The organism is Lysobacterales bacterium, assembly GCA_019634735.1.
In the GTDB taxonomy this organism is placed as follows: domain Bacteria; phylum Pseudomonadota; class Gammaproteobacteria; order Xanthomonadales; family UBA2363; genus Pseudofulvimonas.
In genome coordinates this window covers 91,497-113,195 of the sequence record JAHCAT010000012.1, presented here as the reverse complement: position 1 = coordinate 113,195, position 21,699 = coordinate 91,497, and the positions used below count along the sequence as shown (strand labels likewise).

Sequence of the window (21,699 nt, the reverse complement as noted above, 5' to 3'; positions counted from 1 at the left end):
CATCCGGAAACGCCAGGAAGGGTTGGGGAGAGGGGCCCAAGGCCCCAGAACACCATCCAGAAACGCCAAGAGGTATTGGGTAGAAGGTCCCCAGCCCCCAGAACACTCCCCGGGCCGCGCCCCCCGCCTGAAGCCGGAAAGGCCAAGGCCCTAGAATGCGCGGTCTGCCCACCCCGATTCGCCCATGGCCAACGAACCCCGCCGCGACCACGACACCGGTACCGCCGTCGAGACCGCCCCGCCCGAGGTGGCGCGGCCGCCGATGTACCAGGTGCTGCTGCTGAATGACGATTTCACGCCGATGGACTTCGTGGTCAGCGTGCTGCAGATGTTCTTCGCGATGAACCGCGAGCGCGCCACCCAGGTGATGCTGCACGTCCACACCCGCGGCCGCGGCGTGTGCGGGATCTTCACCCGCGAGGTGGCGGAAACCAAGGTCACCCAGGTCAACGAGTTCGCGCGCAAGCACCAGCATCCGCTGTTGTGCACCATGGAGAAGGTCAGCGACGGCGGTTGAGCGGTGAATGCCGGGGTTCGCGGCCTGGCTCCGGTTGTGCGACAACGGCAAGTGTCGGGGTTTGTGCCCTGACTTCGGCTTTGCGGTCATGCCTGGGGCCTGTTGTGCCGGCACGCGTTCACGGCCGGCTGCATGGTGATCGTCGGGTACCTGTCACCTGCCGGCACATCGTCGACCCTGCCCAGGTACGGCCTCGGTCGGATCGTGACTTGCCGGGGCGAGTCCGCGGATGGGTGGTCCCGTTGCCGATCGTCACGCGACCGTCACCCGCCAGCGCGCCGCCGGGCTTCCCCAATCCGCCGGCGCGACCGCCGTCACGGTCATCCTGCACCGCAGCCCAATGGCCGCGGCCGGAAGACCGCAGAAGTCGCCGGCATGGATTGAAATTCCGCCGCGACGGGCGCATAAGGGGTCCAACACTTCGCCGGGCTCGGATGCCCGGGGCGCCAGCGGGCGCAGCGGGGTGGCCACGGGCATCAAGGAGCCCCCATGTTCAGCAAAGACCTCGAGCTCACCATCGGCCAGTGCTACAAGGACGCGCGCGAGCAGCGTCACGAGTTCATGACCGTAGAGCACCTGCTGCTGGCGCTGACCGACAACACCTCGGCGGCCTCGGTGCTGCGTGCCTGCGGCGCCGACCTCAAGCGCCTGGCCGCCGACCTGCGCGGGGTCATCGGCGAGACCGTGCCGGTGCTGCCCGAGGGCGACACCCGCGACACCCAGCCGACCCTGGGCTTCCAGCGCGTGCTGCAGCGGGCCGTCTACCACGTGCAGTCCTCGGGTCGGAAGGAAGTGACCGGCGCCAACGTGCTGGTCGCGGTGTTCGGCGAGAAGGACTCGCACGCCGTGTACTTCCTCAACCAGCAGGACGTCAGCCGGCTGGACGTCGTCAACTACATGTCGCACGGCGTCGCCAAGCTCGGCCACGAATCGTCCGAGCCGGCCGAGCCGCGCCAGGAAGGCGAGGCCCAGGGCGAGGACGCCAAGCGCGAGGCGCTGAGCGAATACGCGGCCAACCTCAACGAGCTGGCCCGCGAGGGCCGCATCGACCCGCTGATCGGCCGTGCCGCCGAGTTGGAGCGCACCATCCAGGTGCTGTGCCGCCGGCGCAAGAACAACCCGCTGTACGTCGGCGAGGCCGGCGTCGGCAAGACCGCGCTGGCCGAGGGCCTGGCGCTGCGCATCGTCGCCGGCGAAGTGCCCGAGGTGCTGCGCGACGCCACCATCTACTCGCTGGACATGGGCGCCCTGGTCGCCGGCACCAAGTACCGCGGCGACTTCGAGAAGCGCCTGAAGGCGGTGCTGGCCGAGCTGCGCAACAAGCCCGGCGCGATCCTGTTCATCGACGAGATCCACACCGTGATCGGCGCCGGCTCGGCGTCGGGCGGCACCATGGACGCCTCCAACCTGATCAAGCCGGTGCTGGCCAACGGCGAGCTGCGCTGCATCGGCTCGACCACCTTCCAGGAGTACCGCACCATCTTCGAGAAGGACCGCGCGCTGGCGCGGCGCTTCCAGAAGATCGACGTGGTCGAGCCCTCGGTGGCCGAGGCGGTGGAGATCCTGCGCGGCCTGAAGATCAAGTTCGAGGAGCACCACCAGGTGGAGTACTCGGCCGACGCCCTGCAGGCGGCGGTCGACCTGTCGGTGCGCCACATCGGCGACCGCCTGCTGCCGGACAAGGCGATCGACGTGATCGACGAGGCCGGCGCCCGCCAGCGCCTGCTGCCCGAGGACCAGCGCAAGAACACCGTCGACGTCGCCGAGATCGAATACGTCGTGGCGCGCATGGCGCGCATCCCGGAGAAGCAGGTCTCGGCCTCCGACCGCGACGTGCTGCGCAACCTCGAGCGCAACCTGAAGATGGTGGTGTTCGGCCAGGACCAGGCGATCGACACGCTGGCCTCGGCGATCAAGATGGCGCGCTCCGGCCTGGGCAACCCGACCAAGCCGATCGGCTGCTTCCTGTTCGCCGGCCCGACCGGCGTCGGCAAGACCGAGGTCACCCGGCAGCTGGCCATGCAGCTCGGCATCGAGCTGATCCGCTTCGACATGTCCGAGTACATGGAGCCGCATTCGGTGTCGCGCCTGATCGGCGCGCCGCCGGGCTATGTCGGCTACGACCAGGGCGGCCAGCTCACCGAGGCGGTGACCAAGCATCCGCACGCGGTGCTGCTGCTCGACGAGATCGAGAAGGCGCACCCGGACGTCTACAACATCCTGCTGCAGATCATGGACCGCGGCGCGCTGACCGACAGCAACGGCCGCGAGGCCAACTTCCGCAACGTCGTGCTGGTGATGACCACCAATGCCGGCGCGGCGCTGGCGGCACGGCGCGGCATCGGCTTCGTGCAGCAGGACCACGCCAGCGACGCCATGGAGGTGATCAAGCGCAGCTTCACGCCGGAGTTCCGCAACCGCCTGGATGCCGTCATCCAGTTCGGCGCGCTGGACTTCGAGCACATCCTGCGCGTGGTCGACAAGTTCATCATCGAGCTGGACGCCCAGCTCGCCGAGCGCCACGTGGTGCTGACGGTGTCGCCGGAGGCGCGCCGCTGGCTGGCCGAGCACGGCTTCGACCCACAGATGGGCGCCCGCCCGATGGCGCGCATCATCCAGGAGCACATCAAGCGCGCCCTGGCCGACGAGCTGCTGTTCGGCGCCCTGGTCGAGGGTGGCAAGGTCGGCGTCGACGTCGTCGACGGCCAGATCAAGGTCACCGCCGAACGCGCCGACCGCCCCGAACCCGTCGACGCCTGACGCCCGCCGATCTCCGCCCCGGCCGCCAGCGCGGCCGGGGCGCTCGGCGTAACCAGACCGGAAAGCCACACTTCTCCCCTCCCCCGCCTGCGGGGGAGGGGCTGGGGGAGAGGGCCGCTGCCTACAGCGCGACACGAGCCCCGTCGGCGACAAGCCAGCCTTTGGCTGCTCAATCCGTGATCGCGCCGATCGTCTTCGGCGCGAATCGTGCCCGCGCGAAATCGGAATTCTCCGACCCGCGACCGCGCACTAGCCCGATTTCTCCGCTGCGCAGGAACACCTACGGTTTTCGCTGTCGTGGTGCGCCGCCGTGCGGGGCGCTCTTCCCAGTCGATTCCTTCAGCGAAACGCCACCGTGGCCGACTCCCGCCCGCCCGCCTCGCCGCGCGACCGCGCCAGGGCCCTGCGTGCGGCCCAGACCTGCGCCGAGGAGCGACTTTGGTACCACCTGCGTGCCGGACGCCTCGGCGGACTGAAGTTCAAGCGCCAGGTGCCGATCGGCCCCTTCATCGTCGATTTCGCCTGCCATGCCCATCGCCTGGTCGTCGAACTGGATGGCGGCCAGCATGCCGAACCGGCGCACCAGGTCCGCGATCGAAAGCGCACGGCACTCATCGAGCGCCAGGGCTGGCGGGTGCTGCGCTTCTGGAACCACGACGTTCTCGCATCGACCGAGGCCGTGCTGGAAGCCATCCTGATCGCAGTGGCGGGCCGGCCCTCTCCCCTGGCCCCTCCCCCGCAGGCGGGGGAGGGGAGAAGTGCGGGGCCGTCGCACCGTCGAACCGCCAGCAGCGACGCGCAATCGCGCTGAAAGCGGGTTGCCGGGGCAGCGGTGGCGGGCCGGCCTTCTCCCCCGGCCCCTCCCCCGCAGGCGGGGGAGGGGAGAAGTGCGGCGCCGTCGCCGTATCGGACCGGAAGAAGCGACGCGCGCTCGTGCTGACAGCAGGCGGGCGCGGGGGGCTGGCTCAGTGCGGGCGTGGCCGCGGATGCGGGCGGAGCGGGCGGTGCGGCCAGGGGCCGTACCAGGGCGACCACCAGGGGTAGGGCGCGACGTACACCGGCTCGTAGTCGATGCGGGGCGGCCACAGGTAGATCACCTCGGCGTCGACCACCGGCATCGCGTAGTCGTATTCGCCGACCCGGCGCGAAACGCGCTCGCCGCGAACGGTGCCGAGCACGGTCAGCTCGCGGCCGGCCTGGAACACCTGCGGGTCGTAGAAGCCGGCGCGGCAGGCCAGGAATCGGCCGTGCTGGCTGTCGACCTGGCGCGGCCGGGCGCGCGCGTCCAGGGGGCGCGACAGCAGCTGGAAGCAGGAGCGGTTGGCGGTGGTCTCGACCTCGATGACCTCGCCGCCCCAGCGCACGCGGTCGCCGGTGCGTGCCTGCGCGCCGGTGCCATCGGCCGTGGCGGCCGACACCGGGGCGTCGAGCGGCGCCGGGATGCTGGCGCAGCCGGCCAGCAGCACAGGGGCGAGCAGGGCGGGGAGGCGAGGTAGGCGGGTCATGACGGCACTCCTGGCAGACGGTCCGTCGTGCCGGTCGCGTGGCCAGGATCCGGGCCGGGGCACGCGGGCACGTCGGTCTGCGGCCAACATAGCGCCGTTGCGCGTGGTCCGGACATGAACGAAGGGCCGGCGTTCAGTGTCCAGGCGGGTGTTCCGCTGCGACGATAGACGCCGATCGCCAGAGCCGCAGCAACAGTGCGGTTGTTGCGACGGCCCTCCACTTTACAAGGCTGCCCGACAGCGCGACGGCATCGGCCCGACAGCGCGAAGGCTTCCCACGTGCTTGCTGCCCGACAGCGCGAAGGCATCCGACGTGCTTGCTGTCCGACAGCGCGAAGGCATCCGACGTGCTTGCTGTCCGACAGCGCGAAGGCATCCCGCGTACCTGCTGTCCTATAGCGCGACAGCCCCCGCACATTTGCTGTCCGACAGCGCGACGGCGCCGCACTTCTCCCCTCCCCCGCCTGCGGGGGAGGGGCTGGGGGAGAGGGCCGGCGCTGGCCATGAACCTCATCGTTGCCGGTCCAGGCGCGCGCGCTGCCTGATCGCAGCGGCGCCCCCATCACCCTGCCCCCGGGGACAGGGGCAGGGCATGCCGTTGAATCTGCGTGCGACCACGCCGCCAGCGCGCGGCCGTCGCCTCCTCAGTCGCCGTCGTAGCCGTCGGAGAACAGCGAGCTGGGCCGGATCCGCAGGCGGAACTGCGGCGTGGTGCCCGGCGTCTTGTTGTAGACCGCCAGGCCCAGCCAGTCCGAGCTGGTTCCGTCGAACTGGTAGCGCATGCTCTCGATGCCGCCGGCGCCGGCGGCATCGGCGACCGCCACGGACTGTGCCCGGGAACGCGCCCAGGTCGCACTGTTGGCGGGGTCGGACCGGTACATGGCCAGCCCCAGGTCGCCGCCGCCGGACACCGGCAGCAGCTTCACCCGGCGCAGCGAGTCGGCGCTGATGCCGAGGTCGACCACGAACAGCGAGGTGTTGGCGTCCATGGTGTACGGCCCGTACAGGCCGCCGCTGCTGGCGCCGATGCTGACGAAGTTGGCGGCGTTGACGCTGTGGCCGCCGCTGCCGCTGAACCGGAAAACCCGGTAGTGCTCGCGCTTGCTGGCCGGCCAGTGGTTGCCGTCGACCATGATGAAATCGACCCCGGCGCCGCCGAAGGTCGACGCGGCCAGGCGCAGGCGGTTGTAGGTGTCGTTGGTCTCCGGACCCAGGAACCAGGAACTGTCGTACAGCTCCAGGTCGTAGTCACCGGTCGCCGGGCGCAGCGACACGCCGCGCCAGTAGATGGTGTTGCCGCTGTATTCCTGCGCCGGCCGGATGTCGAAGAAGCGCCCCTGCGGCCTGGGCTGCGCCCCGAAGTTCCACCAGGTGCCGCGCGGCAGCAGGTAGCCGTCCAGGCGGGCGGCGGCGGCGAACGGCGTGGCGCCGCCGGTCCAGGTGCCGAACTGGCTGACCCGGAACTCGTAGGTCTCGGTCGCCGGCGCGGTGAAGTCGACGATCTCGAAGGCGTTGTTGAAACTCGTCGAGCTGGCCACCAGGGTGGTGCCGTCGGCACGGTAGGCGCGCAGGTCGAGGTCGGCCGGCAGGCGGTCGTTGGAATACACGCCGCCGCTGAGCGTGACGTTGGACAGCCAGGCGATCGCGAAGCGGACGCGCTGGCCGGCGCGCGCGTAGACGTTGTAGCTGCGCGGGAAGCTGGTGGCGTCGACGCCCTGGAACCACCACGGCCCGACCTCGGTCGCGAACGTCGAGGCGGTCGCCGACACCGCACGGGTCTCGGCCGGCGCGTGGATGGCGCCGACCAGCATCAGCGCCCGGGTGGCCACCGGCGAACCGGCGAGCTGGGCATCGGCCTCCATCAGGTTGGCGGCGATGCCGGCGATCGCCGGCGAGGCGAAGCTGGTGCCGTTCCATGCCCCGCTCAGCGGCGAGGTGCTGCTGGTGGTGCGCGCCAGGCTGGTGATCGCCACCGCGCCGGCGGCGATCTCCGGTTTCTGGTGGCTGCCGCCGGCGTCGCCGGTCGGCCAGCCGTTGGCCGAGCAGCGGTAGCGCACGTCGTTCGGCCACTGGATGGTGCCGCCGTCGTCGAAGCCGCCGACGGTCAGCGTGTTGAAGCCGCGCCCGGGGCTCTCGACGCCGAACACCGTGTTGACGTTGCCGGCGCTCTGCCCGCAATTGACGTCGCCGTGGTTGCCGGCGGCATGCACGTTCAGGCGGAAGCTGTAGCGGCCGATGTGGTCCAGCCGGCGGTCGAAGGCGTTGAAGTTGCTGTTGCCCTGCTCCTTGAAGCCCCAGCTGTGGTTGAGCACCTGGGCGCGCGCCGCCGCCCAGTCGGTGGCGGTCTCCAGCACGCCGGCGACGTTGTACTGGCCGTCGGCGCTGATCAGGGTGGCGGCCGGGGCCATGCCCCGGTGGGTGCTGTGCGAGCTGCGGATGACGCCGGCCACGCCCATCGAATGGTTGTCCTCGGCGACGGTGGCGTCGCGGGTCTGGGCGACCGGCAGGAACGGGTTCTGGCTGTAGACGCGGGCGCCCTCGACCACCGCCACGGTGACGCCGGTGCCGTCGTAGCCGACCGCGTTCAGCGGCACGGCGTTGTGGGCGGCGCGCGCCACGTTGAGGCTGGGGCCGGCATTCGGCGTCTCAGGCTCGATCACGCCGACGCCGGGCCAGCGCGCCACGGTCTCGACCTGGACGCGGCTGGCCTCGGCGACGATCGACGGCACCAGGTCGCTGGCGTGGATGACGGTCCAGCCGGCATCGACCAGGCGCTGCACCAGGTCGGCGCGTTGCGGCGCCATCGCCGCGCGCAACGCCCCGATGCGTTCCTGGTTGGCGGCCTCGACGGTGGCCAGGGCCTGCAGCGCCTCGGCCTTGCGCTGCGTTTCGGTCTCGACGTCGAGGACCTGGTCGGCGGGCTTGACGGTGTCGACGCTGGCCGGCGCCGGGGCGCCGGCTGCGGCGCGTTCCAGCTCGGCCTGGATGCGGCGCGCGGAGGCGACGGGTTCCGGCAGGTGCTCGATCTTGCCGTCGTCGCCGACCCGGACGGCCGCCAGTTCGGGGCCGGCATCCAGGCCGGTGTCTTGCGCCTGATCGATGCCGCCCGTGGGGCCGCCGCCATCGTCGGGCGGGGTGAAGTCGTACCAGAGGTCGACCACCAGGCGGTCCTGCGGCGCCAGCGCCTGCAGGCGCTCGACCAGGGCCGGGCTCTGGGCGCCATGGGCGAACCGCCACAGGGCTTCGGCCTGGCGGCGCACGGCATCGGCATCGACCGGCTGGCCGGCCAGGAAGCTGCGGCCGACGATCTCGCCGCTGTCCAGGTCGAGGGCCTTGATCGAGGTGAGGACCCGGCCGTCGGCCAGGCGTTCGTCGCCGCGCGTGACCTCGGCCAGGCGCGACGGGGCGGTGCCCAGGGCGGCGGCCAGCCGGTCGGCGTCGGACGGTAGCGCGGCCGGCGTGCCGGCCGGCGGGCCGGCCGCGAACGCGGCGGCCCCGGCCGCCAGCGCGGCCAGACAGAAGAGCATGGCGGTGGGCAATGGTGGACGGTGCATGGGTGAACCTCCCTCGGGTACTCGCGTTGAAGACCGGCGGCGGCCAGCCTTCGGCAGGACACTTGCGGCCCTGTCACAGGGGAGTACGGCGTTTCGCGGCGGGATAGGACAGGGGACCAGGGACCGGGGACTGGGGGCGAGTGGACCGTGGCGTGAAACGCGGTAGGCGGGAGGCAGCGCGTGGCGTGCGCGGAACAGGGCTGGGTTCAGCGGCTGGACGGTCGGGCCAGGAGACGGCGCAGTCGGGCCAGGCGCAGGCGCCACCACAGCGCGGCCAGGGTGCCGAGGCCGGGCAGGGGCTGGTCGTTGCCGCCGTAGCGGGCCTGCTGGCAGCGCAGGGCGGGGGCGCGCAGGTCGTCGATGAGGTCGGGGTAGCGGTGGCTGGCCCGGTCCAGCAGGCTGGACAGGGGCTCGGCGGCGGAGGCCGGCACGCCGGCGCCGGCCAGCAGGCGGCGGTGGGCGGCCAGCCAGCGGCCGGCCGGATCCAGGGCACGTCGTGGCCGCGCTGCCGGTGCCCGGCGCAGCAGCCACAGGGCGGCCGACACCAGGCCGAGGGCCAGCGCGGCGAGCAGCGCCAGGCGCAGCAGCCCGCGGCTGTCGTTCGGCAGCCAGCGCGACAGGCTTTCGAACACGGCGGTGCGCGATTCGCTGCGGAAGTTGACGACCCAGTCGGTCCAGCGCAGGTCGAGGTAGTCCCAGCGGTCGCGCAGCCAGCGGCCCACGCCGCTGCGACCGAAGCTGTCGGCCAGGCCCGCCAGCGCGTCGCCGCCGCGCTCGATGCGCTCGGGCGCGACCATGCCGGTCGGGTCGGCGCGCAGCCAGCCGCGCCCCTCGATCCACAGCTCGACCCAGGCGTGGGCATCGGACCTGCGCACCACCAGGTGGCCGCCGACCGCGTTGTAGTAGCCGCCGTGGTAGCCCAGCACCACCCGCGCCGGCACGCCGCCGGCGCGAAGGAGGGTGGCGTACGCCGAAGCGTAGTGCTCGCAGTAGCCGACCCGGGTATCGAACAGGAAATCGTCGACGGCATTGAGGCCCAGCGGCGGCGGCTCCAGGCTGTAGGCGAAATCGTGCGCGAACAGGTCGAGCAGGGCGCTGGCATAGCGCGCGGGGTCGGCATGGCGCTCGCGCAGCTCGCGGGCCAGCGCGAGGCTGCGCGGATTGCGGTTGGCCGGCAGCGCCAGCGCCAGCGCCCGGGCCTGCGGCGCCAGGCCGAACGGTTCCAGCACCAGGTCGGGATCGGACAGCACCTGGTAGCGCAGTACCCGGTTGCGTCGCGACAGCGGCAGGCTGTGGTCCAGGGCCAGGCGCAGGCCCTGCGGCGCCGCCACCGGACGTTCCAGCACCGGCAGCCAGGGCGCCGCGTCCGGCTCCAGGGTGATTTCGTGGCGGATGCCGCGTTCCAGCGCCGCCGGCAGGTCTTCCATGCGGGTGTCGACCCAGTCCGGCCGGGTCCAGGCGCGGCCGTCGCTGGCCCACAGGGTCAGGCCGCGGAAGTAGCGCAGGGCCACCGGCGGCAGATCGCCCTCGAAGCGCACCCGCAGCGCCGGTCGGTCGTCCTGGGCGAGCTGACCGATCTGCCCGGGCTCCATGCGGTCGCTCAGGCCCATGCCGCCGCGCGGCATGGCCGCGGCGTTGCCCCAGAGCGGCGAGGTGATGCGCGGGAAGGCCACGAACATGACCAGGGCCAGCGGCAGGGCCGCCGCCAGCAGCAGCCCGGAGCGACCCAGGGCCGGCATCACCGCCACCGGCCCGGGGCGGTGCGCCTGCTCCAGGCTGGCCAGGGTGGCCAGGGCCAGCAGCACGCCCGGCGCGCCGGCCAGCATCGCCCACAGCTGGGTCTGGAACAGGAACTGCGCCATCACCAGGAACGAGGCGAAGGTGGCGATCGAGCGGGCATCGCGGGCGCGCTCGGTCTCGTAGAGCTTGGACACCAGCATGGCCGCCAGGAAGCCGGCGCCCTGGGTGCCGCTGATCGTGCCGATGCTGGTCCAGGCGGCGGCGAACAGCAGCAGCATCAGGCCATTGCGGAACCACCACGGCCACGGCCGCGGCCAGCGTTCGCGCTGCAGCCAGCGCAGCGCCAGCAGGCCCAGCAGCAGCACCAGCAGCGGCCGCGGCAGCCAGCTGGCGTGCGGCAGCAGGGCGGCCAGCACGGTCAGGCTGCACAGGGCGAACTGCCGGCGGTCGAGCAGGGGCGTGGTCATGGCAGCAGGGCCAGCGCGGTCAGCGCCAGGCGTCGCTGCGCCAGGCCGCTGCCGGGCGGCAGGCTCTGGCCGGGCAGGTCGAGCGCGTAGGGCCGATCCTGGGCATGCGCCTGCAGGACCCAGGCCGCGAGCCGGGCGATGCCGTGCTCGCGCGCCAGCCCGGCGACCTGGGCGGTCGACAGGCGCAGCACCGGGGCCTCGCGTTCGCTGCGCGTCTCGGCGACCAGCAGCCGGTCGTGCCGTGCGCTGACCTTCCAGGCGACGTCGCGCGGGCTGTCGCCGCGCTGGAACTCGCGCAGGGCATGCCAGTCGTCCTCGCCGCGCGACGGCCGGGCACGGCCCCCGGCATCGGCGGCGCTGGCAGGCAGGGCGGGTGCCGGCGATTCCGGTGCCGGGTAGACCACGGCGACGGCGTCGACATCCAGCACGCACCAGGCGGTGAACAGGCCCAGCGGGTAGCCGGTGGCCAGGCGGATGCGACCCAGCCGGCGCTGGCCGCGGTGCGTCGCTGGCCAGTGCCATGCGAAGGCGACCGAGGAAGCGCCGGCTGGCTGATCGCTGCTGCGCCGGTCGGCGTGGCGCAGTTGCAGCGCGCCGCGCACGCGGCCGCCGGGGTGGCCGACTTCCAGCCGGCAGGCCTGGTCCTGCCCGGCCCAGGCCTCGCCGGCCTCGAACGACAGCACCTTCAGGCCGGACAGGAAGTTCACCGCCGACACCGCGCTGGCCATGGCCGTCGCGCCCAGCATCAGGGCGAGCAGGATGGCGGCGTTGTTGTTGTAGTTGAGCGCGCCGATCAGCAGGAAGAACAGGGCGGCGCCGTAGACCAGGCCGAAGCGGCTGGGCAGGATGTAGATGCGCCGGCGCGGCAGCGCCAGCGGCAGCGGCCCGGTGGGCGGCGTGGGCAGCCAGCGGGCCAGGCGGGCGCGCAGGGTCGCGGTCATCGCCGAGGGCACGGATTCCGGACGCGGCCGGGCGGCGGTCGCGGTGCGGGGGACCCGGTCGGAAGGCGTGGGAGGAAGCATCGGACCGGCCGGCTGCCGGACCCGGATCGCGCCACCTGCCGGCCGGCAACCGGACAAGGGATCACGACACGGCGACCAGGCGGCGCCACGCTGCCTCAGGGAATCGCCGTCGCGGACAGCAGTTGCCGCGCCAGCGCCGTGCCGTCGAGCAGCGACTGCGGCTGCGGATGCAGGCGATGGCGCGCCAGCGGCACGAACACCGTCTGCACGTCGTCGGGCAGCACGTGGTCGCGGCCGGCGAGCAGTGCCCAGGCGCGCGCCGCGGCGATCAGCGCCAGGCCGGCGCGCGGCGACAGACCCAGGCGGATGTCGGCATGGTGGCGGCTGGCCTGCAGCAGGGCCTGGACATAGGCGACCAGCGCCGGCCGCACGGTGACGTCCCGTACCGCGGCCATCGCCGCCAGCACCTGGACGGGCGTCAGCACCGGCCGCGCGGTCGGCATCGCCGCCAGGTCGCCATGGCCGGACAGCAGCCGCTGCTCGGTGTCGACGTCGGGATAGCCCAGGCTCAGGCAGAACATGAAGCGGTCGAGCTGCGACTCGGGCAGCGGATAGGTGCCGACCAGGTCCAGCGGGTTCTGGGTGGCCAGCACGAAGAACGGTGTCGGCAGTTCCCGGCGCACGCCGTCGATCGACACCTGGTGCTCGGCCATCGCTTCCAGCAGGGCGCTCTGCGATTTCGGCGGCGCCCGGTTCAGCTCGTCGACCAGCAGCACCTGGGAGAACACCGGCCCGGGGTGGAAGCGGAAGCCGCCTGCGCCTTCGCCGCGCTCGAACACCGAGACGCCGATGATGTCGGCCGGCAGCAGGTCGCTGGTGCCCTGCACGCGCTGGAACTCCAGCCCCAGGGTCTGCGCCAGGGCGTGCGCCAGGGTGGTCTTGCCGACGCCCGGGATGTCCTGGATCAGCAGATGGCCGCCGGCCAGCAGGCAGGCGAGGGCCAGGCGCACTTCGGTGGCCTTGCCCAGCACGACCTGGTCGATTTCGGCCAGCACAGCCTGCAGCGGGCGGCTGCCGCCTGCACGCAGCGTTGGGTTGGGCACCGCGGACATGCATTCTCCAGTGGCGATCGGCCCGATCTTAGCGCGTCCGCCCCGGCGCGCCCGTGAGGGAATCGTCGGTGCGGGTCGGCAGGCGGGGCACGGCTCTTCGCAGGTCCTGATCGGCATCCTTTCCCGGCCATGCGCCAGGGCCAGCTTCGGCCGCCCTGGTGGAGCGCGTCACCGGCTCGGCAACGATGCCGATCATGGCAAGCCCCGGCCCTCTCCCCCGCCCCTCCCCCGCACGGCGGGGGAGGGGAGAAGTGCGGTGCCGTCGCACTGGCGACACGCCGTCTGCCAGCGGGCTGAGACACGACGTTGACCAAGTCTCCCTGAGGGAGAGCGGCGCAGATCGCGCTCCGCATCCCGCATCCCGCTTCCCAAGGCCCGAAGCCGAAGCCCGAAGCCGAAGCCGAAGCCGAAGCCGAAGCCGAAGCCCGAAGCCGAAGCCCGAAGCCGAAGCCGAAGCCCGAAGCCGAAGCCCGAAGCCGAAGCCGAAGCCGAAGCCGAAGCCGAAGCCGAAGCCGAAGCCGAAGCCCGGGTCCCGGGTCCCGGGTCGCGGGTCCCGATTCAGAAGCCCCGAGTCCCGAACTGGCCGCAGCACGACACTTCTCCCCTCCCCCGCCGTGCGGGGGAGGGGCGGGGGAGAGGGCCGTCCCGCCAGCGCGCGCGCTACTGGAAGCCGTCCGCGAACAGCAGGTCGGGTTCGCGTTCGTAGGCGCCGATGTCCGGGGCGCCGTGCCGTGGCCGGCCGCGCTGGTCCAGGGCCGGCGTACCGGTGCCGGTGCCGGCATCGATCGCCGGCGAGGGGAAGGGCAGGGCCAGGGTCTGGGTCGGGCCGCCGTTGTCCGCGGGCGGTCCCAGGGCAATGTCGGCATGGATGGCGCCGGCGGTGACCGGTGCCTCCTGCTGGCCGCCCGAGCCCGGTCGCACCTGCGGCCACTGGATGTTGTTGCTGCCGGCCACCGGCGCGTTGAGCAGGGTCCAGGGGTTGAAGGCGTTGCCGCCGGTGTTGTTGCGGAACAGGACGTTGCGCAGGGTCAGCGGCCGGCCCGCGGCGTTGGCGATGCCGCCTGCGAAGCACACCGCGCAATCGGCGCGGTTGTTGGCGATGGTGGTGTTCTGGATGGTCACGCCGCCGCTGGCGGCCATGTTGATCGCGCCGCCCAGGCCGGTGCGCGCCAGGTTGCCGGTGAAGGTGCTGTTGACGATCAGGCCTGCGGTGGTTGTGCCGCCGTGGTCGAACAGGGCCAGGCCGCCGTAGCCGGCGGCCTGGTTGTCGCGGAAGGTGCTGGCGTCGATCTCGAAGGGGCCGCCCTGCAGGTACACGCCGCCGGTGTGGGCATTGCTGGAGCCCACGCTGTTGTTGCCCTGCACGGTGGTCTGGCGCAGGCGCACGAAGCTGGCCTGGTCGTAGGCCACTGTGAACAGCCCGCCGCCATAGGCATTGGCGGTGTTGTCGATCAGCCGGCTGCGGCACAGGTTGATGTTGCGCTGGGCGCCGTCGACGCCCAGGCCGCCGCCGTTGCCGCCGTTGCCCGGATTTCCGCCGGTGCCGGTGGCCTGGTTGCCCGCGAGCACGGTGTCGAACAGGTTGATGGTGCGCGTGCCCAGGGTGTAGACGCCGCCGCCGTTGGCACCGCGGTTGTTGTCGATGGTGGTGCGTACCAGCTCCAGGGCATCGGCGCCGATCACGTACAGCCCGCCGCCGCCGTCGTCCTGGGCGGTCTGGATGGCGTGATTGTCGGTGAAGCGCGAGTCGAAGACGCGGATCGACACCGCCTGCCAGGGGCCGCCGCTGGGCTTGAACAGGCCGGCGCCGGAACCGGCCGGCGTGCGGCCGCCGCGCACCGTGGTGTTGAGCAGGGTGAAGGTGTAGGTGGCATTGCCCGGGTTGGTCACGCGCAGGATGCGCCCGCTGCCGGTGCCGGACAGGATGGCGCCGTTGCCGTCGAGGAGGGTTTCGCGGCTGACCACCAGTTCCTGGTCGACGTTCAGCACGCTGGCGCCGATCGCCAACCGGATCGCGCCGCCGGTGGCCAGGGCGGCCTGCAGTTGCGCGCGGCTGACGCTGCCGGGCTGGCCGTTGCCGAGCACGGTCCAGCTGGCCGGCTGCGGTGGTACCGGCACTTGGCAGTCGAACCCCGGTTGCGCCTGGGCTGTGCCGGCAACCAGCAGGGCAAGGCAGGCGGATCGCAGGGCTGGCGGCATGGCGGCGTCCCGGTGTCGGATGGTGCCGAGCCTGCCACAGCACCTGCGCTTTATCGCGCGTCGTCGTCACGTTTTGCAGGTGACGGCCGCTCGCGGATCGGGCGCCATGAAGTCGCGTTCGACGCCGCAGCGGACGGTGCGACGGCCCGCGCCGCCTGCACTGCTGCGACAATGGCAGCCCCAATCGACCCGGATCCGTCGCATGCCCCTGCTCGACCCCCTGCCGGAATCGGCGAACCCGTCGCTGGCCGATACCTTCGCGCAGTTCCGCGGCATCCTCGGCTTCGTGCCCAACAGCCTGTTGACCATGCAGCGGCGGCCGGCCATGGTCGAGGCCTTCGGCGTGCTGACCCGCGCGGTGATGGACCCGGCCGGCGAGGTCGACCCCGGCTTCAAGCGCCTGCTCGCCCACCAGTGCTCGACCGCGGCGCAGTGCCAGTACTGCATGGCGCATTCGCTGATCGCCGCCGGCCTGCATGGCATCCCGGCCGCGAAGATCGTGGCGATCACCGACTACGCCAGCTCGCCGCTGTACACCGAGGCCGAGCGGGTCGCCCTGGACTTCGCGCGTGCCGCCGGCGCCGTGCCCAATGCCGTCGACGAGGCCCTGGCGGCGCGCCTGCGCGCGCACTGGAGCGAGGGCGCGGTGGTCGAGATCCTCGGCGTGGTCGGCCTGTACGGCTTCCTCAACCGCTGGAACGATTCCATGGCGACCACGCTGGAAGCGCCGGCCTGCCTGGTCGGCGATGCCGTGCTCGGCCGGTCCGGCTGGACCGGCGGCAAGCACCGCGGCGGGTCCTGATGGCCCTGATCGCCCTGAACGGGCTGGACTACGGCGTCGGCGGCCCGCTGCTGCTGGAGTCCGCCGACCTCGCCATCGAGGCCGGCGAGCGGATCGCCCTGGTCGGCCGCAACGGCGCCGGCAAGTCGACCCTGCTGCGCCTGCTGGCCGGCGAGCTGCAGCCCGACGACGGCCAGATCCGCCGCCAGGAGGGCCTGCGCGTCACGCTGATGGCACAGGAGGCGCCAGCGGGCCTGGACGGCAGCGTGTGGGACGTGGTCGCCAGCGGGCTGGGCGATGCCGGGGCCCTGGTCGCGCGCTGGCATCGCGCCAGCCAGGCGGCGACGCCGGACGTCGCCGTGCTTGGCGAGCTGCAGGCACGCATCGAGGCGGTCGGCGGCTGGGATCTCGAGCAGCGCGTCGGCCAGGTGCTGTCGCAGATGGACCTGGACGGCGAGGTGGCCTTCGACGCCCTGTCCGGCGGCATGAAGCGCCGGGTCCTGCTGGCGCGGGCGCTGGCCGGACGCCCCGACGTGCTGCTGCTGGACGAGCCCACCAACCACCTGGACATCGAGGCGATCGAATGGCTTGAGGGTTTCCTGTCGGCGTTCGCCGGCGCCCTGGTGCTGGTCAGCCACGACCGCCGCTTCGTGCGCGCCCTGGCCACCCGCATCGTCGAGATCGACCGCGGCCAGGTGCTGTCCTGGCCGGGCGGCTTCGACAACTTCCTGCGCCGTCGCGACGAGCGCCTGCATGCCGAAGGCCAGGCCAACGCCCGCTTCGACAAGATGCTGGCGCAGGAAGAGGTCTGGATCCGGCAGGGCATCAAGGCGCGCCGCACCCGCGACGAAGGCCGCGTGCGCCGGCTCGAGCAGATGCGCCGCGACGCGGCCCGGCGCCGCGCCGAGACCGGCCAGGTGAAGCTGGTGGCGAGCGCCGCCGGCGAATCCGGCAAGCGGGTGATCGAGGCCGAGGACGTCGACTTCGGCTACGGCGGCGACCTGCTGGTGCGCGGCTTCTCCACGCGCATCCTGCGCGGCGACCGGATCGGCCTGATCGGCCGCAACGGCAGCGGCAAGTCGACCCTGCTGCGCCTGCTGCTCGGCGAGCTCGCCCCGCTGCGCGGCGAGGTGCGCCACGGCACACGCCTTGAGATCGCCTACTTCGACCAGCACCGCGCCAGCCTGCGCGAGGACTGGAACGCCCTGGACAACGTCTCGCAGGGCCGCGAGTACATCGAGGTCGGCGGCAGCCGCAAGCACGTGCTCGGCTACCTGCAGGATTTCCTGTTCACCCCCGAGCGCGCACGCGCGCCGATCACCCGCCTGTCCGGCGGCGAGCGCAACCGCCTGCTGCTGGCGCGCCTGTTCGCCCAGCCGTCCAACCTGCTGGTCATGGACGAGCCGACCAACGACCTAGATGTCGAGACGCTGGAGCTGCTGGAGGAACTGCTCGCCGACTACACCGGCACCTTGCTGCTGGTCAGCCACGACCGCGATTTCCTGGACAAGGTGGTCACCTCGACCCTGGTCATGGAAGGGCAGGGCCGGGTCGGCGAATACGTCGGCGGCTACAGCGACTGGCTGCGGCAGCGTGTCGCAGGCGGCAGCAGCGCTGCACTGGACGACGCCGGGTCCGGATCGGGCGGACCGGCGTCGGTCAGCGCGACCGGGTCGGTTCCGCCGGGCCAGAACGAGGCCCCGGCCAGCGCTGCCCAGGCGCGACCCCGCAAGCTCAGCTACAAAGACCAGCGCGAGCTGGAACAGCTTCCGGCCCGCATCGAGGCCCTGGAAGGCAGACTCGCGGCCCTGGGCGCGGCGATGGCCGACCCGGCCTTCTACCAGCGCCCGGCGGCGCAGATCGGCGCCGACCAGGCCGCCCTGGCCGCCACCCAGCTCGAGCTGGACGCCGCCTACGCGCGCTGGGCCGAGCTCGACGGCTGAGCGCGCTGTTCAGCGCGGAAGCCGCGTCCCTGCGGGGGCGGCGCGACCTGCGGCCGTCGCCTCAGGTCAGCGGCAACGCCCGGAAGGCATCGACCAGGCCCAGCCAGGCGGCACAGCCGGGGGTCGCGAAGTAGCCGAGCAGCACCAGCACCGCGAGGACCGCGAACGCCGCGAAGGCCCGCCGGCCCGGCAGCCGGCCGGGCCAGCGCGCCCACAGGACGAACAGCACGGCGGTCGCCAGCGCGAACGCCGGCATCTGGTACAGGTACCAGGCGGGCAGGGGCGGCGCGTAGTGGTGCAGCAGGCGCGCCAGCAGCGGGTCGAGCAGGGGCAGGGCGGTGACCGCCATGAAGCGGCCGTGCGCGCCGGGCACCCGGCGCCAGGCGATCGCCAGGGCCAGTGCCGCGGCGAAGATCACGGTCATCGACAGCGGCAGCCAGGCGAAATGGCCGAAGCGTGCGAACGCCTCGTCGGACATCCGCCCGAGGTTGTGATGGGTCAGCAGCACGCCCGAGACGATGAAGGCCAGGCCGACCACCAGGCCGATGCCGCCGAGCAGGCGGTGTGCGGTGCGGCGGCGCGCGCGGATCAGCAGCGGCTGGACCACCAGCAGCACCAGCCAGGCGGTGCCCAGCAGGGCATGCGCGTGGGTGTAGCCGTGCGCATCGCCGAACTTGCCGAGGTAGTCGGGCCAGAACGCCGGGATCGCCAGCAGCAGCAGGCAGGCGGAAACCAGCGCCACCGTCGTGGCCAGGCGCTCGTGTCCGTGGCTGCCCGGGCGCGGGTGGCGGCCGTTGTCGGAGCGAGCGTGTTCCATCCGGATCTCCGCGGCTGGCAGTGGCAAGGCCCGGGCAGCGTCCCGCGCGCGCGACGCGCAGGCACCGGTCGGCGTCGTGCCGGGTCCGCTCCCTTGTGTCCCCTGGCGCAGGCAGTGCCCGTCGCACTATAGCGCCATGCCGCCTGCCATCCGGCCGTCGCGTGACCAGCCGGACCAGGAAGGCGCAGGCGCGGATCGCGCCGCGTCGCGAGGCGTACGGCGAGGTTCCGGCGCTCAGCGAGGCAGCAGCAGCTCGCTGGCGTCGAAACGGCTGCCGTTGTCTGGGCGGTTGGCCAGCCAGTCGGCGATCGCGGCGGCGACCACGGCGGGATCGCGCAGGGCGCCGCTGTCCTGGAAGGCCACGAACTGGTCGCGGTCCGGGAACTCGGCCGGGTCGCTGGCGCGGATGCGCTGCTGCATGCCGGTGTCCAGGACGCCGGGACTGACCGTCAGCGTGCGCACCGGCCGTTCCTCATCGTCCTGCTCCAGCGCCAGCACCGCCATGAACTGCTCCAGCGCCGCCTTGCCCGCGCAATAAGGGGCCCAGCCGCGGATCGGCCGCCGCGCCGCGCCGGAGCTGATCGCCAGCAGGCAGCGTTCGGCACCGTGGCCGGCGAACGCGGCCAGCGCGGTCTTAAGGAACACCAGGGTGCCGGTGAGGTTCACCGCGAAGTGCCGAAGCAGCTCGGCCGTGTCCAGGCGGGCGAGCGGGCCGACCGGTTCCAGGCGGGCGGCGTTGGCGACCACCACCACCTCCTGCCAGGGCTGCCGGGCCAGGGCGGCCAGCGCCGGGACCAGCACCTGCTCGGCCGCCTGCGGGTCGGCCAGGTCGACCGCCAGATGGTCGGGTCCGGCGCCGCTGCGCGAGCAGTCGATCGCCCGCCAGCCCTGGCCCCGCCAGTGCGCGCACAGTGCGGCGCCAAGGCCACGGGAACCGCCGCTGACGAGGGCAAGGCGCATTGCGTTCTCCTTCGGATCGACCGGCATGATGCCGGGCCGCGGCGATCGCGGGCAACGCGTCGTGTCGTCGGGCGGGCGCGGCGCGGTCCGGTGCATGCGCGGTCGGGGAGCGACCCCAGGCAGCAGGCCGGCCGCGGTCGAGCGTTCCGCTTCCGGCAGTTCTTCCCCCTGGCCCCGGGCCGGCTTGCGTAAACTGCCGCCATGGATGAGCCGGTGCATTCCCCCGACGTCACGGTCCTGCTCGATCGCGCCCGCAAAGGCGATGCCGATGCCTGGCACCGGCTGGTCGATCTCGTCTACCCGGACCTCAAGCGGCTGGCCCATGGCGCGCTGGGTGCCGGCAAGCGGCATACGCTGGGCACAACCGCCCTGGTCCACGAGTGCTACCTGCGCCTGGCCCGTGCCGAGGGTGCGCCGCGCGACCGCGGCCACCTGATGGGCCTGGCCGTCCGCATCATGCGCCAGGTGCTGGTCGACCATGCCCGCGAGCGCCTGGCGATCAAGCGCGGCGCCGGTGCCGTGAAGGTGACCCTGGACGACGAGCTGCCGAACGATGCCAGCGAGTTCGAGCTGCTGGTCGACATCGATACCGCCCTGGTGCGTCTGGGCGAGGCCGAGCCGCGCCAGGCCCAGGTCTTCGAGTGCCGCTACTTCGGTGGCCTCAACGACCAGGACACCGCGAATGCCCTGGGCATTTCGCCGCGCACGGTGCACCGCGACTGGGATGCCGCGCGGGCCTGGCTGGCGCAGGCGCTGTCGGCCGGCGACCCCGAACCGGCCTGAGCCCGGGTCCGGACGTTTCCCTGGGGGGCGCTGCCGCGGCTTCCCATGCTCTTGCCACAACGCGCGCCGGACGGCCTCGCCTCGCGGCCTCATGGCATGGCCGGCGCCCGGCCCGGGCCAGGCGGTCGATCGCCGGTCCCGCCGTTCGACTTTCTGCAGTCCGGCGCGTGCCGGGGAGGAACCGGAGCAAGCGATGCGCGTCATGGTGCTGGTCAAGGCGAGCGCAGCCAGCGAGGGCGGCGACACGGATCCGGCCTGGACCCGGGCGATGCTGGCCGCCATGGGGCGCTTCAACGAGGCGCTGCGCGCCGCCGGCGTACTGGTCGCCGCCCACGGACTGAAGCCGACCGCGCAGGGCGTGCGGGTGACGCTGGCCGAGGGCGTGCGTGGCGTCGAGGCCGGGCCGTTCCTGCCGCCCGAGGCGCAGGTCGCGGGCTTCTGGCTGTGGCAGGTCCGCGACCTCGACGAGGCGCTGGCCTGGGCGCGCCGATGCCCCGATCCCATGCCGGGAACGGGCGTGCTGGAAATCCGCCCGCTCGACGAGGGCTGAATCCGGAGGGGTCCGAGGACGCTCTTGCGGCTGCCGGTCTTCGCGCCGTGGCGCGATCCGGACGGCGTTGTCATGCACCCACGGGAAAAGTGCGGGTCGGCCCGTCTGGCGACGTGCGCCGCAGGGGTGCGCACTGGCCATGGGCTGCATCGCTGCTGTCCCAGTCGCGTGCGCTGGCCGGGGCGGCCCTCTCCCCCGCCCCTCCCCCGCAGGCGGGGGAGGGGAGAAGTGCGGTGCCGCCGCGAGGCGGCACACGACTGGCTGGAGGCAGCGAAGCCCGGCCACGAAGCTGGCTGAGCGACGACGCCAATCAGCTCGCTGGAGGCAGCGAAGCCTGGTCACGACGCTGGATGAGTGACGAAGCCAATCTGCTGGCTGGAGGTCGGGGAGCCTGGCGATGAAGCTGGTTGAGCGACGAAGCCAGTCAGCTCCTGCAAGCGCCAGTGCGAGCGGGTCTGTCCGATCGACGGCGCGCATCCGATCGCCCTGTCGATTCCATCCTCTGCCGTTCGACTCTGTGGCATCCACCCTCGACTGGACCGTCCCGTGACCCGCATGATCTTCGTCAACCTGCCTGTCGCCGACCTTGCCGCCTCGATGGCCTTCTACGAGGGCCTGGGCTTCAGCAACAACCCGCACTTCACGGACGAGACCGCGGCGTGCATGGTCTGGAGCGAGGTCATCCACGTGATGCTGCTGAGCCACGGGAAGTGGCGCAGCTTCACCAGCCGCCCGATCCCGCCGACGACGGCCAGCGAGGTGATGCTGGCCCTTGCCCTGGCCGATCGCGACGCCGTGGATGCCATGAACGCCGCCGCGGCCGCCCATGGCGGCAGTAGTGACATCAACCCGGCACAGGATCACGGCTTCATGTACAGCCGCGCGCTGGCGGACCCGGATGGCCATGTCTGGGAAGCCTTCTGGATGGACCCGTCCGCGGTTCCTCCCGACTGACGGGCACGCGGCGGGGAGGTCCGGATCGCCCGCGCGTCCGGCCGGCGGCCGCGACCACGCCAGGGCACCGCGTCCGCGATGGCAGGCCGGCGGGG

Annotated in this window: 16 protein-coding genes and 1 pseudogene; 9 read left to right on the top strand and 8 right to left on the bottom strand. The window is 72.5% G+C overall.

Annotation, left to right across the window (positions count from 1 at the left end):
- Window positions 1–184: 184 nt before the first annotated feature.
- From clpS to KF823_12175, 3 genes are all read left to right on the top strand, one after another.
- Window positions 185–517: an ATP-dependent Clp protease adapter ClpS gene (clpS, locus tag KF823_12185; protein MBX3726661.1), complete on the top strand. Its 333-nt coding sequence runs from the start codon at window positions 185–187 to the stop codon at window positions 515–517.
- A gap of 489 nt (window positions 518–1,006) precedes the next feature.
- Window positions 1,007–3,277: an ATP-dependent Clp protease ATP-binding subunit ClpA gene (gene clpA / locus KF823_12180; protein ID MBX3726660.1), complete on the top strand. Its 2,271-nt coding sequence runs from the start codon at window positions 1,007–1,009 to the stop codon at window positions 3,275–3,277.
- Window positions 3,278–3,632: 355 nt separating this feature from the next.
- A complete protein-coding gene (locus KF823_12175) occupies window positions 3,633–4,088 on the top strand; it encodes an endonuclease domain-containing protein (GenBank protein MBX3726659.1) in 456 nt (151 codons plus the stop codon).
- Between the two features lie 154 nt (window positions 4,089–4,242).
- Here KF823_12175 and KF823_12170 read toward each other — a convergent pair whose 3' ends face one another.
- The 5 genes from KF823_12170 to KF823_12150 form a co-directional block, all read right to left on the bottom strand.
- The gene (locus tag KF823_12170; GenBank protein ID MBX3726658.1) at window positions 4,243–4,782 is read right to left on the bottom strand and encodes a Slp family lipoprotein; all 540 of its coding nucleotides are present in this window, start codon (window positions 4,780–4,782) and stop codon (window positions 4,243–4,245) included.
- Window positions 4,783–5,426: 644 nt separating this feature from the next.
- On the bottom strand, window positions 5,427–8,336 hold the full coding sequence (locus KF823_12165) for a S8 family serine peptidase (GenBank protein ID MBX3726657.1): 2,910 nt from the start codon (window positions 8,334–8,336) through the stop codon (window positions 5,427–5,429).
- Between the two features lie 206 nt (window positions 8,337–8,542).
- Window positions 8,543–10,543 (bottom strand): DUF3488 domain-containing transglutaminase family protein, encoded by a 2,001-nt coding sequence (locus tag KF823_12160; GenBank protein ID MBX3726656.1) that lies wholly within the window; start codon window positions 10,541–10,543, stop codon window positions 8,543–8,545.
- Window positions 10,540–11,484, bottom strand: coding sequence for a DUF58 domain-containing protein (locus KF823_12155; GenBank protein MBX3726655.1), 945 nt, complete (start codon window positions 11,482–11,484; stop codon window positions 10,540–10,542). The genes KF823_12160 and KF823_12155 overlap by 4 nt, the downstream gene beginning before the upstream one ends.
- Window positions 11,485–11,660: 176 nt before the next feature.
- Complete coding sequence (locus KF823_12150; GenBank protein MBX3726654.1) at window positions 11,661–12,617, bottom strand: MoxR family ATPase; 957 nt, start codon at window positions 12,615–12,617, stop codon at window positions 11,661–11,663.
- A gap of 388 nt (window positions 12,618–13,005) precedes the next feature.
- On the opposite strand from KF823_12150, the pseudogene KF823_12145 reads away from it, so the two are divergent.
- A pseudogene (locus KF823_12145) lies at window positions 13,006–13,138 on the top strand (TonB system transport protein TonB).
- 139 nt (window positions 13,139–13,277) lie between these two features.
- On the opposite strand, the gene KF823_12140 reads toward KF823_12145, so the two are convergent.
- Window positions 13,278–14,816, bottom strand: coding sequence for a right-handed parallel beta-helix repeat-containing protein (locus KF823_12140; protein ID MBX3726653.1), 1,539 nt, complete (start codon window positions 14,814–14,816; stop codon window positions 13,278–13,280).
- 202 nt (window positions 14,817–15,018) lie between these two features.
- Here KF823_12140 and KF823_12135 point away from each other — a divergent pair, with 202 nt between their 5' ends.
- On the top strand, window positions 15,019–15,618 hold the full coding sequence (locus KF823_12135; protein MBX3726652.1) for a hypothetical protein: 600 nt from the start codon (window positions 15,019–15,021) through the stop codon (window positions 15,616–15,618).
- A complete protein-coding gene (locus tag KF823_12130) occupies window positions 15,618–17,540 on the top strand; it encodes an ATP-binding cassette domain-containing protein (protein ID MBX3726651.1) in 1,923 nt (640 codons plus the stop codon). Before KF823_12135 ends, KF823_12130 begins: the two co-directional genes overlap by 1 nt.
- A 61-nt stretch (window positions 17,541–17,601) precedes the next feature.
- Here the strand turns inward: KF823_12130 and KF823_12125 are convergent, their stop codons facing one another.
- Complete coding sequence (locus KF823_12125) at window positions 17,602–18,357, bottom strand: hypothetical protein (protein ID MBX3726650.1); 756 nt, start codon at window positions 18,355–18,357, stop codon at window positions 17,602–17,604.
- 234 nt (window positions 18,358–18,591) lie between these two features.
- Window positions 18,592–19,317, bottom strand: a complete 726-nt coding sequence (locus KF823_12120) for an SDR family NAD(P)-dependent oxidoreductase (GenBank protein ID MBX3726649.1) — start codon at window positions 19,315–19,317, stop codon at window positions 18,592–18,594.
- A gap of 201 nt (window positions 19,318–19,518) precedes the next feature.
- On the opposite strand from KF823_12120, the gene KF823_12115 reads away from it, so the two are divergent.
- The 3 genes from KF823_12115 to KF823_12105 all read left to right on the top strand — a co-directional run bounded on the left by KF823_12115 (window position 19,519) and on the right by KF823_12105 (window position 21,604).
- Window positions 19,519–20,100 carry a sigma-70 family RNA polymerase sigma factor gene (locus tag KF823_12115; GenBank protein MBX3726648.1) on the top strand — a complete coding sequence of 194 codons (582 nt, stop codon included), beginning with the start codon at window positions 19,519–19,521 and terminating at the stop codon, window positions 20,098–20,100.
- A 193-nt stretch (window positions 20,101–20,293) separates the two neighbouring features.
- Window positions 20,294–20,650 carry a YciI family protein gene (locus tag KF823_12110; GenBank protein MBX3726647.1) on the top strand — a complete coding sequence of 119 codons (357 nt, stop codon included), beginning with the start codon at window positions 20,294–20,296 and terminating at the stop codon, window positions 20,648–20,650.
- A 555-nt stretch (window positions 20,651–21,205) separates the two neighbouring features.
- On the top strand, window positions 21,206–21,604 hold the full coding sequence (locus KF823_12105) for a VOC family protein (protein ID MBX3726646.1): 399 nt from the start codon (window positions 21,206–21,208) through the stop codon (window positions 21,602–21,604).
- Window positions 21,605–21,699 lie beyond the last annotated feature (95 nt).